Source organism: Shouchella tritolerans (assembly GCF_025770735.1).
Classification (GTDB): Bacteria; Bacillota; Bacilli; order Bacillales; family Bacillaceae_D; genus Shouchella; species Shouchella tritolerans.
Genome location: NZ_JAODPB010000002.1, coordinates 38,501 through 50,869 on the forward strand (window position 1 = coordinate 38,501; position 12,369 = coordinate 50,869).

At 43.2% G+C, this 12,369-nt stretch carries 14 protein-coding genes; 12 read left to right on the plus strand and 2 right to left on the minus strand.

All coding sequences use genetic code 11. The features are described from left to right. The first annotated feature begins 1 nt into the window (after position 1). The 12 genes from N6H06_RS06475 (at position 2) to N6H06_RS06530 (ending at position 10,413) form a co-directional block, all read left to right on the plus strand. Positions 2-1,162 carry an amidohydrolase/deacetylase family metallohydrolase gene (locus tag N6H06_RS06475; protein WP_263705899.1) on the plus strand — a complete coding sequence of 387 codons (1,161 nt, stop codon included), beginning with the start codon at positions 2-4 and terminating at the stop codon, positions 1,160-1,162. Beyond that, a complete protein-coding gene (locus tag N6H06_RS06480; protein WP_193754486.1) occupies positions 1,143-1,460 on the plus strand; it encodes a PRD domain-containing protein in 318 nt (105 codons plus the stop codon). The genes N6H06_RS06475 and N6H06_RS06480 overlap by 20 nt, the downstream gene beginning before the upstream one ends. Before the next feature lie 22 nt (positions 1,461-1,482). Then, a complete protein-coding gene (locus N6H06_RS06485) occupies positions 1,483-1,845 on the plus strand; it encodes a glycine-rich SFCGS family protein (RefSeq protein ID WP_263705900.1) in 363 nt (120 codons plus the stop codon). A gap of 5 nt (positions 1,846-1,850) precedes the next feature. Further along, positions 1,851-2,204 carry a DUF4312 family protein gene (locus N6H06_RS06490; RefSeq protein WP_062747813.1) on the plus strand — a complete coding sequence of 118 codons (354 nt, stop codon included), beginning with the start codon at positions 1,851-1,853 and terminating at the stop codon, positions 2,202-2,204. Positions 2,205-2,218: 14 nt separating this feature from the next. Next, positions 2,219-3,004 (plus strand): DUF4311 domain-containing protein, encoded by a 786-nt coding sequence (locus N6H06_RS06495; RefSeq protein ID WP_035204369.1) that lies wholly within the window; start codon positions 2,219-2,221, stop codon positions 3,002-3,004. A gap of 37 nt (positions 3,005-3,041) precedes the next feature. After that, a complete protein-coding gene (locus tag N6H06_RS06500) occupies positions 3,042-3,680 on the plus strand; it encodes a DUF4310 family protein (protein ID WP_062747944.1) in 639 nt (212 codons plus the stop codon). A 12-nt stretch (positions 3,681-3,692) separates the two neighbouring features. Next, on the plus strand, positions 3,693-4,805 hold the full coding sequence (locus N6H06_RS06505) for a DgaE family pyridoxal phosphate-dependent ammonia lyase (protein WP_263705902.1): 1,113 nt from the start codon (positions 3,693-3,695) through the stop codon (positions 4,803-4,805). Next, positions 4,802-5,518 (plus strand): KDGP aldolase, encoded by a 717-nt coding sequence (locus tag N6H06_RS06510; protein ID WP_062747809.1) that lies wholly within the window; start codon positions 4,802-4,804, stop codon positions 5,516-5,518. The genes N6H06_RS06505 and N6H06_RS06510 overlap by 4 nt, the downstream gene beginning before the upstream one ends. 275 nt (positions 5,519-5,793) lie before the next feature. Next, positions 5,794-6,162: an HAD family hydrolase gene (locus N6H06_RS06515; RefSeq protein WP_263706329.1), complete on the plus strand. Its 369-nt coding sequence runs from the start codon at positions 5,794-5,796 to the stop codon at positions 6,160-6,162. Positions 6,163-6,400: 238 nt separating this feature from the next. Next, positions 6,401-7,822: a sucrose-specific PTS transporter subunit IIBC gene (locus N6H06_RS06520; RefSeq protein ID WP_062747806.1), complete on the plus strand. Its 1,422-nt coding sequence runs from the start codon at positions 6,401-6,403 to the stop codon at positions 7,820-7,822. 44 nt (positions 7,823-7,866) lie between these two features. Then, a complete protein-coding gene (locus tag N6H06_RS06525; RefSeq protein WP_263705903.1) occupies positions 7,867-9,333 on the plus strand; it encodes a glycoside hydrolase family 32 protein in 1,467 nt (488 codons plus the stop codon). 60 nt (positions 9,334-9,393) lie between these two features. After that, positions 9,394-10,413 carry a LacI family DNA-binding transcriptional regulator gene (locus tag N6H06_RS06530; protein WP_062747802.1) on the plus strand — a complete coding sequence of 340 codons (1,020 nt, stop codon included), beginning with the start codon at positions 9,394-9,396 and terminating at the stop codon, positions 10,411-10,413. A 308-nt stretch (positions 10,414-10,721) separates the two neighbouring features. Here N6H06_RS06530 and N6H06_RS06535 read toward each other — a convergent pair whose 3' ends face one another. Together N6H06_RS06535 and N6H06_RS06540 are read right to left on the minus strand one after the other, a co-directional pair. Further along, on the minus strand, positions 10,722-10,871 hold the full coding sequence (locus N6H06_RS06535) for a hypothetical protein (protein ID WP_179290884.1): 150 nt from the start codon (positions 10,869-10,871) through the stop codon (positions 10,722-10,724). A gap of 34 nt (positions 10,872-10,905) precedes the next feature. Continuing rightward, positions 10,906-12,123 carry a helix-turn-helix domain-containing protein gene (locus N6H06_RS06540; protein WP_062747800.1) on the minus strand — a complete coding sequence of 406 codons (1,218 nt, stop codon included), beginning with the start codon at positions 12,121-12,123 and terminating at the stop codon, positions 10,906-10,908. Positions 12,124-12,369 lie beyond the last annotated feature (246 nt).

Below are 12,369 nucleotides of genomic sequence, written 5' to 3' on the forward strand. Positions count from 1 at the left end.
TATGAATCAAGGCATCATCATCCAGAACGGCTTAGTGATTGACCCGGAAACCTCAACGATTAGCAAAAAAGAGATTGGCATCATCAATGGTGTTTTTACTGCAGTAGAAGATGTGATACAGGTAGGTGGAGAGATTCAGTATATCGATGCAACCAATCATTATGTTGCGCCAGGTTTGATCGACTTACATGCTCATGTTTTTGAAGATTATACCGAGCTGGGGATTGAGCCCGATTTAGTAGGGATCGATCAGGGAGTCACGACAATCGTCGATGCCGGCAGTGCTGGGTACGAGAACTATCCAATCTTTAAGGAAACCGTGATCGAAAAAAGCAAGACAGAAATATTGGCCTTTTTAAATCTGTCACGAAAAGGCTTATGTAATGGCCTATCTGAGCTTGCCAAATTAGATGAGTTAATGACGCTAAAAGAAGCAAACGAGATCTTCCAACAAGAGCAGAGCCTTGTAGGCATAAAAGCGCGTATGAGCGGTTCCGTTGTGAAGAACAGTGGAATCAAGCCATTAGTCCACGCCAGACAGTTGGCAGACCGGCTTGGCAAACCAATCATGGTCCATATCGGGAATCCACCGCCGCCTTTACATGAGATCTTTCCCCTTCTTCAACAGGGGGATATTGTCACGCATGCTTTTCATGGAAAGCAGCATGGAATTTTAACTGAATCAGGAGACATGATTCCGGAAGCAAGAAGTGCCATTGAAAGAGGTGTCCGCTTCGATGTGGGGCACGGCACTTCGAGCTTTAGCTATAAAACAATGAAAAGATTTAAGGACAATTATGATCTCCCATTTACGATAAGCACAGATATTTATAAAAACAACTATGCAACTCCAGTAGGCAGCCTGATGGTGACGATGACCAAGCTTCTTGCACTAGGGTACCCATTGACAGATGTTGTTGCCGCTGTAACAAAAAGAGCAGCCGATACGCTTCATTTAACAGAGCAAGGGACATTTCGACTTGGATCGATAGCAGATGTGACGATATTCGGCCTCAAAGAAGAAGGAATGTCTACGCTCATTGATTCAGAAGGCGAACAACTGAGCTATTATCAAGTGCTTACCCCATATATAACCGTTAAGACTGGAAAGGTGGCATACACGAAGGAAAATGGAAGGGAAAGTGCAAGAATTATACCGTAAGAGCGAAAACTCGGAATTATGCATGGAAGTGATGCGATTTACAGAAAACCTATTCAGGCAAGAACATATTCAGATGACAGACGCGCAGAAGCTATCGTTATTGTCCCATCTTTCAGCGATGGTCTACCGTTCCACCCATAAGGAACGAATCGAGCCTGTCGATAAACATCTATTTCAGGAAGTATCTAAGCAATCAATCGAAATGGCAGAAAAAGTGTGCAACAGATTGACGGATTTGCATGAGGATGAGAAGTACTTGCTTTCTATCCATTTTGAAACAGCTAAAATGAAGGCTTAATAATTGGAGGGGGAACGTCAAAATGAGTCAAGTTGTGGTTGTTATTGGGGATCGTTTAGGCAAAGGGCATCATGTAGCAAAAGGTGTTGAAGCTGCTGGTGGGAAGGCGATTGTCATATCCGGCGTTGGTGCGGACATGCGCCTTGGTGATGTGATGCATACAGAGCATGCTGATATCGGTATTTCATTCTGTGGAAGCGGTGGAGCAGGTGCCATCACTGCGCAAACAAAATACGGCTACCCAGCACATTATGGCATGCGTTCTGTTGATGAAGGCATCACAGCCATTAATGAAGGAAAAAAAGTACTCGGTTTTGGTTTTATGGATACAGAAGAGCTTGGCAAGAGAATTACGGAAGCCTATTTAGAGAAAGTGCAAGGGTAAATCTGATGGAGAAGATGGTCCAGCACACAGTGATAGTAAGTGGCAAAGGAAAGTCAAAGGAGCTTGCCATTAACACCGCGCTCGGGAAAATCCAGAGAAAAGTGATGGATGAGTATAAAGCGATGATTATCCGTATTGAACCTGTAAGCATCCATGTTAATGAAGCAATTGAGCATACGTACACGGAGCGCTTTTTGCTCTTTTTCTTCCCGAGAAAAAGAAGCGAGTATACGGTCAAGATAGAAGTGGATGTAAAGATTACACTGCTGAAAGTAGAGGAGATTCCTTTTAAAAAAATCGAGTCGCCTGATGGGATTGTAAATCATATTTTCCGCAATGGGCAAGTAGCGGATAAATAGCGGAGGAGAAACATATGGAGATGATAGAGGTAGCAATAAAATCAATCATTATTGGTGCTTTTGTCGGTGTCGGTGTCGGTGCTGGGGCTGCCCGGATGTTCCATGCACCAAAAGCACAAGGAATGGGGGCATTCCGGACACTTGGGGAGCTAAATGCCTGTGCGGGAGATGCGGCATCCCACTTTTCATTCGGATTAGGCTTCTTCTTTAATGCGTGGGCGTCCTCTGTCGGGGCAGGTGCCTTCACACAAGATGTTGACCACCGCATCATTCCTAACTGGGCGGCAGCGGTATTAATGCGCAAAGGCAAGCGCCCAGAAGATACGCTACATAATCCGAAAAAAATGGCGATTTCAGGCGGCATTATTGGGATTATCGTCGTTGCCTTTTTGAACTTAACAGCTTCTGCGATTCCGGAATCATTGCAAGCGATTGCCGTCCACGTCCTTGTGCCGGCAGCAAATTTGTTAATCGATCCGATTATGCCCGTCATTTTCTGGTTGGCCGCATTAGACGCTGGCAAGCGCTCTGGTTTCTGGGGCACGATTTTCGGTGGTGCTGCCCATTTGATTATGGGGAATGCTGTTCCAGGTGTGGTGCTTGGAATATTAATCGGCAAGGGAGTCGACGATAGCGGTTGGACGAAAGTAACGAAGACATTGCTTATTTCTGTTATCGTTCTCTTTATTTTAAGCGCATTTTTCCGTGGCTTCGATATTCAGTTATTGGAGAGCATGAACATGGCTCCACCAGAATGGCTTTTAGACTTTCATAAACTGTTAGGATTAGAGGTGAAGTAAGGTGACAACGCAATCAGAGTCTCTCGCTGAAAAAGATATGTATAAAACGTTTTGGTATGCGGACTGGTCCTTTCCCATTTTTGTCGCCCTTCTTTCGTCAGGCATTTTTGCCGGAACGCATATGTACTATGTGTATAAAATTGGCGCTTTTAATGATGTAGCAATTGTCGCTATGTTGGAAGCCGGGATTCAAGGAGCAGGCTACGGGGCAGCAGCCGCTTTTGGAGCGAGCTTTTTATTCGCCCGCGTGTTGGAAGGAGCGCTCGTAGGGATATTAGATATTGGCGGATCCCTGCAAACAGGTCTTGGCATAGGCGTGCCGGCGATCCTGCTAGCGTCGGGTATCACAGCCCCGATTGAAAATTTTATCCTTTCCTTGCTAACAGGCGCTTTGTTAGGGGCACTCGTTGGCTATGCCATTTTAGCGATACGCAAATTAACAGTCGGTCAATCCAACTCTACGTTTGGTGCTGATATTATGATGGGCGCAGGAAATACATCGGGCCGCTTTCTCGGACCGTTAATTGTCCTTTCTGCAGCAAGTGCCTCGATCCCCATTGGAATTGGTTCAACCATTGGTGCGGCGATTTTCTATATATGGAAAAAGCCAGTAGCAGGCGGAGCGATTTTAGGCGCCATGATTTTTGGCGCAATATTTCCAATCTCTTTAGAATAGGATGAGTGAGCGATGAGTTTTTTTGCACAGTTGGGTCTTCGTAAAGTCATTAACGCCAGTGGGAAAATGACGGCTCTAGGTGCGTCTGCAGTCAGTGATAAAGTCGCAGATGCGCTAAAGCGTGCCGCGCAAGATTATGTCGATATCGATGAAATGATGGAATTCGCCGGCAGTGTGATCGCTGAATACACAGGAGCGGAAGACGGCTGCCCTACATGCGGCGCAGCCGCAGGAATTGCCATCGCCACAGCTTCGGTGATAACCGGAAAAAATCTTTCATTAATCGAAAGAATGCCGGACTCCGAAGGGCTCAGGAATGAAGTGATTATTCAAAAAGGCCAGCAAGTTCATTTTGGTGCCAGCATTGCCCAAATGGTGCGAATGGGTGGCGGGAAACCTGTCGAGGTTGGCAATGCGAATAAGGTCGAAGCGGATCATATCGAACAGGCGATTACAGAGAAAACAGCCGCACTTCTCTATATAAAATCCCATCATGCTGTTCAAAAAGGCATGCAGTCCCTTGAAACAATGATGAGGATTGCTAAGGAACACCAGTTACCATTCATTGTTGATGCAGCGGCAGAAGAAGATTTTCAAACATATATCCGAATGGGAGCAGATATCGTTATTTACAGTGGGGGAAAAGCATTGGAAGGTCCCACTTCTGGTTTGATTTGCGGGAAAAAGAAATGGATGGAAGCGTGCCGCATGCAATACAAAGGGGTTGGCCGGCCAATGAAAGTTGGGAAAGAAGGAGTTGCCGGACTTATCGCCGCTTTGAAACAATATCCGCTTAAGGAAGACAATGGCGATGAACAAATTGAACGTATGACAAAGCTGGCCGATGCTTTGGCGGATGTGAAAGGATTACATTGTTCGATCAAACAAGACGAGGCCGGAAGAGCGATTTATCGTGCGCAAATTCAAGTCGATCCTAGCAAAGCAGGCATGACAGCGGCAGAGCTTCTCCACCGTCTTGAATCAGGCAACCCAGCCATCTTTTTACGCCATCATTATGTAAATGTTGGGATTTTATCAGTTGACCCCCGTCCTTTACTGAAAGGACAAGAAGACATCATTGCAAGTGAAATCAAACGGATAGTGAAAGAGGGGCAGTCCTCATGAACCAAAAAGTCATTTTCAACGTATTGGCCAAAGATGTAGAAAACGCAAAAGAGTTAGTGCAAGTTGCTGGAGACCGTGTGCTCATAGGCGTAATGGTCAAACATTTTCCATCGGCCAAAGAAGCCATTGAACAGGTGGAATTGTATAAAAACAACGATATTCCTGTTTCAGTAGGGCTAGGTGCTGGCGACCCTGCGATGTGGAAAATCGTTGCTGATGTTTCCGCCAAGACGGTGCCAAACCATATCAATCAAGTCTTTCCAGCAGCTGGCTATACACGTGGGCGAATGAGCGAGCTAAAGGCGTCAACGACACTCGTCAATGCACTGATCGAACCAACTGGGACAGCTGGTCAGGTCTATATTTCCACTGGGCCTCACAGTGCTAATTTCAAAGAAAAAGTTTCCTGTGAACTGGCTGCGGCCATGCTTGCTGAAATTGGTGTAGATTCCGTCAAGTTTTATCCGATCGATGGAGAAAAACGTCTTGATGAAGTCGCAGCAATGGTCAAAGCAGCTGTCAATGCCGGTTTAACGATCTTTGAGCCGACAGGAGGAATCGACTTGGACAATGTCGAGCGCATCGTCCAAGTCTGTCTCGACAACGGGGCAAAAACGGTGATTCCTCATTTGTATACATCACTGATTGACCAAAAGACTGGCAAAACAGAAGTGGAGAAAATCAAGCAGTTAATCAGCTTAGAATGGAAGTAAAAGGATGAAAAAGAAAGGCGCATATGCAGTCATTTTTGATATGGACGGTGTGATTGTAGACAGTGAGCCTGTTTATATCGGCAATTAAAGATTTCTGTTCCCGAGGAAATCAGATTGCAATTGATTGGTGGCTGCACAAAACGGAAATGGCAATTGATTAAGGAGCATTGTGTGCTTTCCCAAACGGTAGAAGAACTAACCCAATATCAGTACGAATACTTTCAAGGAAAAGAATGTTGCTTTAAGGACATTCAATTTCCCGCAGTCCGGCTTTAATTGAAAGCCTTAAAAGCAATGGAGTCCGTATAGCATTGGCATCTTCGTCTGACAGAGAGAGAATCAACCGAATAGTAACAGATTGTGGATTGGCGCATCTATTCGATGTGGTTGTGAGCGGAGAAGAATTTGCGGATAGCAAGCCGGATCCAGAGATTTTCCTGCAGACGGCGAAATGGCTCGGCCAAGCTCCGGAACCATGCATTGTCATTGAAGACTCATCGAATGGCTTACTAGCAGCAACCCGAGCAGGCATGAAAAAAGGTGGGGGAAAGCATCGGTCTATTGCAATGGATTTATCGCTGGCAGATATCACAATCGATTCATTGGAACAGTTAAGCCCTACCCTGTTAGAAGAGATGGTATAAGCTCACTTGAAGGAGAAAAGCGAGAAAGGCGCTTTTCTCCTTTTTGGTATAGTGGAATCAAGTTTTCTGTAAGACAAGAAAAACTTGACGTTCAGGATCGCTTCCTTTAATATACTAAATGTAAAGCTTTACATATATGTTTTAACTTTGTTGTGTGAGGCTTTACATTATTTATTACTCCAAAATGTAAAGCTTTACATTAAATTGATTGAATTCAAATCTGAAACGAGGGGAAATCATGAATGACAGACAAAAAGCTCAAGAGATTCTTGATGCGTTAGGTGGAAAGGAAAATGTAGCTGCTGCTTCCCACTGTGCAACACGGCTACGATTGGTTTTGAATGATGAAAGCAATGTTAATCAGAAAAAGCTTGAGGATATGGATATTGTAAAAGGGACATTTTCTACAGGTGGTCAATACCAAATTATCTTAGGGAGTGGGACCGTAAATAAAATTTATCAGGAGCTTGCAGCTTTAACAAATATGGAAGAAATGTCCACTGTCGATGTGAAAGATGCAGCGAATCAAAAATTAAATCCGCTTCAACGATTTGTAAAGATGCTATCTGATATTTTTGTCCCAATTATTCCGGCGATTGTCGCTGGTGGTTTGTTAATGGGGCTTAATAACGTCTTAACAGCCTCAGGACTGTTTTTTGATGACTTGTCGTTGATCGAAGCATATCCAAACATGGCCGATTTGGCAGCGCTCATTAATACATTTGCCAATGCGCCATTCGTTTATTTGCCCGTTCTCATAGGATTTTCGGCCGCAAAAAGGTTCGGAGGAAATTCGTTTTTAGGTGCTGCCTTAGGGATGTTAATGGTTCATCCCGATTTGTTAAATGGGAATGACTATGCTGTAGCAAAGCTAGAAGGCACTGTGCCTGTTTGGAATATCCTTGGCTTTAACATTGAGATGGTAGGCTACCAAAGTACCGTATTACCAGTATTAGTTGCCTCCTACATTTTGGCTCAACTGGAGAAGTTTTTGCGAAAGATCGTCCCAACTGTTTTAGATAATTTGCTAACGCCATTATTAAGTCTGTTTATAACTGGTATTTTAACGTTTACATTCGTTGGACCACTGACTCGTTCTGCTGGTTATTTCTTAACAGACGGCATTGTTTTCCTATATGAAACAGCCGGACCTATCGGCGGGGCGATTCTAGGTTTCTTATATGCACCTTTTGTCATTACCGGAATGCACCATAGCTTTATTGCGATTGAAACACAACTGCTGGCAGATATGGCGAAAACGGGTGGGTCATTTATCTTCCCAACAGCAGCAATGGCAAACATTGCCCAAGGAGCAGCCGCACTTGCTGTCCTATTTATAACGAAAAGTCAGAAGCTAAAAGGAGTGGCTTCCGCTTCAGGTATTTCAGCATTACTCGGGATTACTGAACCTGCCATGTTTGGGGTTAATTTAAAACTTCGCTATCCATTTTTTGCAGCACTCGTTGGAGCCGCAGTTGCTAACGCTTATATCACATTGAACAATGTTTTAGCAGTCGCTTTAGGTGCTGCAGGATTGCCGGGGATTATTTCAATTCGCCCTGATTCATTAATCCATTATGTGATCGGCATGGTGATTGCGTTTGTCGTGACATTTAGCTTAACCGTATTGCTTTCAAAGCGTTATAAAGACAAAGCATAGGGAGTGTGAAACTGCTCCTCTCTTTACTCGAGGAAGGTGATTAAATGGAGTGGACGAGAGAAAGACGTTATCGAAAGATTGAAGAGGCAACAAAAGAAGAGATCATGCTACTAAAAGAGAAAGTATCCGCCAGTCCTTGGAGGCAGTCTTTTCATATTCAACCAGAAACAGGTTTATTAAATGATCCAAATGGCTTCTCCTATTATAATGGTGAATACCATTTATTTTATCAGTGGTTTCCACTAGGACCTGTTCATGGGCTTAAATATTGGTACCATACAAAATCCACCGACCTTGTTCATTGGGAGAATGTTGGGATCGGGATAGAGCCTACAGCTTATTTTGATTCGCATGGCGCCTTTTCTGGGACAGCTTTAGAGCATGAGGGGTTGCTTTATCTTTTCTATACAGGGAATACACGGGATGCCGATTGGGTTCGACATCCTTATCAATGTATGGCGACGATGGATAAAACGTATAAGGTCAGCAAATTTCCAGCGCCGGTCATTGATCATGTGCCAGAGGGCTATACGGATCATTTTCGCGATCCAATGCTGTTCAAAAAACAAGGCCAATTTTATGCGTTAATCGGTGCTCAACGGGAAGACAAAACAGGAAGCTTGGTCATTTATAAGTCGATTGACCTTCAGTCATGGAATTTTCACGGTGAATTGGAAACGAAACTCGATTCATTTGGTTTTATGTGGGAATGTCCAGGTTATTTGGAGATGAATGGAAAGGGGATATTGATCTTCTCCCCACAAGGCTTAAAGCCACAAGGAAATCATTATCAAAATCTTTATCAAGCTGGCTATTTGATAGGAGAGCCGCTTGATTTCGAAGAGAAACAATTTCATCATGGCAAGTTTCAGGAACTGGATCGTGGCTTTGACTTCTATGCACCTCAAGTAATGAAAGATCCAAGTGGAAGGAACTTATGTGTCGGTTGGATGGGGCTCCCAGAGATCGAATACCCAACAGATAAACATGGCTGGGCCCATTGTTTAACAATCCCACGGGAGCTCATTCTAAAAGGGAATCAATTGCTACAAAAACCAGTACCCGAATTAAAAAAACGAAGAAAAGAAAAAGTCGAAAAAACGTTTAAGCTGGTGAATGAAACACAGACATTCCCAGATTTTAAAGGGGCTATCTATGAATTACTTTGCGAGTTCGATGCAGGTAGCGCACAAGTAGTAGGCATTAACATTAGAGAGAACGGAACAGAGAAAACGGTAATTAAATACGATAAAGCCAAGCAGATGATCGTTTTAGACCGGACGAGTGCTGGCCAACCATTTGCAGAGGAATACGGCACGGTACGAAAATGCTCCTTTCAAGGAGAATTCGTGAAGTTCCATATCTTTGTTGATCAATCTTCGGTAGAAGTCTTCATTAATGACGGAGAGGAAGTGTTTACGGCAAGAATATTTCCAGATGAAGCAAGCACGGGAATTCGTTTTTTTTCAGAGGGGGAAGCGAGCGTAAGCGCTCGTAAATGGGATTTCTAACATCGCTTTAAAAAGTAAGTTATAATACTTCCATAGCATGTATTCTGGGAGAACGTTAAAATGAGAAAAGACATTAACATTACGGAAGTTGCAAAGGAGGCAGGGGTTTCCATTGCGACGGTGTCAAGAGTGATCAACAACCCCGAAAAAGTAAAGCCAAGCACCCGTGAAAAGATCGAAAAAATTATTGAAGAAACTGGTTACCGTCCAAATATCCTTGCTCGAGAATTAGCTGAAAAAAGAACACGTCTTGTTGGCATCATTGCCCACAGTATTATTGGGGAAGGGATCCCGAATAGCATTTATGGGATTAGCGAAGAACTAGAAGCGAGAAATTTTAACATTATGATCGCTTGTACGAATGGCGACTTTGAAAGTGAGAAAAAGAACTTTCATATCTTTCAATCCAAGCGAGTAGAAGGGATTTTATTTTTTACGAGAACGTTTAAAAAAGAACACGAAGAACTGATCAGTCGCTTACCATTCCCTGTTATTGTCTTACTGCAAGAAACGGAGAAAGAAAAAATTCCATACGTTGCTTTCGATAATTTCCAGTTTGCAAAAGAAGCTACAGAGAAGTTAATAGCCTTTGGTCACCAACACGTTGCTTTTATTGGTGGACCAAAGGATTCCACTAATAGCCAAGAACGTCTAAGAGGATTTCTGAACGCTTTAGAAACGAAAGGGCTGCCTATCGGGGAAAAACAAATCTACAACGGTGATTACAGCATTGAATCAGGCTATGAAATTACCAAGCAATTAATGATGAAAAATAAAGACGTGACAGCTATCGTGGCGGTTAACGACGGGATGGCGATTGGCGCGATTAACTGCTTGATTGCAAACAATATCCGAGTTCCTGATCAAGTCTCTGTGTTAGGTTTAGACGATACAACACTTGCGAAAGCATCAAGACCCGCCTTGACAGGAGTCCACTATTCCTATAAAGAACTCGGGAAAAAAGGGGCTATGATGCTGCTGAGGCAAATTGAAGAGCAAACGTATCGGTTTGAGAAAGAGATCATTCCATATGAGATAAAAATACGTGGGAGTGTAGCACAAGTAGAAAGGAAAGAGTAGGCGTAACCATGGCCATGAAAAGAGAAGAGACTTCCCGTTTCATTGTGGGGCAGATCAACATTTAAGATGGCTGATGTAGGTAAGACAACGTTCGACCTCTATAAGAAAGCCGCACAATTAACAATGGCAAATGCTGCGTGAGATATTGTGCCTTGTTGCCCTTGCTGCCCAAAAAGCCCCGTGGCGAGATCTACAATCCCTGCGGATCAGTGGTTTCTCACCGAACTAGATGGCATCAGAATCGAAGTCGGGGGCGAGCTGGAAGTCACTTCCGATGATCAAAGCTTTGAACTTGCCAAGGCGATAACCTAGATCAGCGCCTTGGCATTGATTTCAGTAATGAGCTGGCGATTGAAAACAGTCGTCTTGAACGCCACTTGCTGGGAGCTAGCGAATGAGATGTCTTTCGTCGGACGCGTGGGATCGAAGTTCTCTTCTAATGGGTATTCCTGTTCCACGCCGCGGCTTCCTTAAACGAAAAATAGGAGGCTTTTAACGATAATACTTCTTTCTATATTGTAAAGGAGTAACCGAGACGATCTGTTTAAAAACCCTGCTGAAATAGTTCGCATCATTAAATCCAACCGAAAACGCAATCTCGGTTATGGGAGTATCTCCTTGAAGATAAAGTTTTGCCTCTTCTACACGCTTAAGATTTATGTAATACATCATGTTCATGTTCGTCTCTTCCTTAAATACTCTAGATAAATAGGTTGGATTTGTTTTAACCACGGCTGCGACGTGTTTCAAAGTCAGTGGTTCTTCTAAATACGATTGAATATAATTGATCGTCTTTTTTATCAAGGGAGAATAATGTAAGGTTGACGCTTCTACTACCGCATCGCAATAAACCTCCACCATCGATCTCCGAATCGAACTAAGTTGATACAGGTTTGATGATCGCTCTATCAACAAAGCAAATCGCTCAGAGAGAGAATGAACATGAAGAGGATCTACCCCGCCATTCACGGCCGCAATTCTGCATAGCGTTGTGAAAACGTAGGTGATATTTTTGGTTGCACGAATCGGATTATCAGGGAATCGGTAAGACAAATCGTTATTCGAAAGCGTAGCCAGAAGTTCGAATACTCTTTTTTTATTCCCTGTCGCAATAGCGTTCATTATTTTCTTTTCTTGATCGTACCTAAATCTTATAATACGAGGATCCATCTTAAGGACGGAGACATTATCTTTAATAGAGTTCCTCTTCATCGTTGAACGGATTTCTTGCGCAGGAGTATGTTCGCGTAACAATAGATTGACTAGCAATGTTCCGATCGCATTGTATTCTTTTTTTGTTAAAGCTGGAAGCGACTTATAGAAATGTTCTATTTGAGAACGTTTACCGAGAGGCAGAGCGTTATTGGAAAGCTCTTTGTTAAGGAATGTTAATTCTATTTCAGTTGAGATGAAAGGACCTACGATGATGGAGCCTAGGATTTTGTCTTGCTTCCAAATCCCTGCCGAAACATACTCGATGCCGGTTGAGTCCACATGATGTTGGAATGTCTGAGGGGAACAGTGATGGAGGCGCTCGGTTATGTAACTGTATTTATTATCCGGATTTGCTGGGACTGAAGGAAGCATTAGGCTTTCATATTTTTGCAAAACGGTCCCTGTAGAATCCGTAAGTCTAATGTCAATTTTAGTTACAGTATTTAATAAGCTACATATTTGTTCAAAATCTTCATATGTAGGATTTGATTCCATTTAAGGCACCTCTTTTTATTAGAAAAATATGTGCTAAAAAAGTAAATATAATTATATCTTATCATTTGTTAATAGAATACTATTAATACACCGCGATTTGCAAACGCTTTCGCATGAATGGGAGTATTAGTCCTTTTAAGTTCGATAGTGGGCACTGAATCGAAGAACAGTGGTTTCTTGAACTAACCGATCCAATAGGAACGAGTGCCTTGTTATCAAGGAGACGCCGCTTGTAAGTGGGACTCC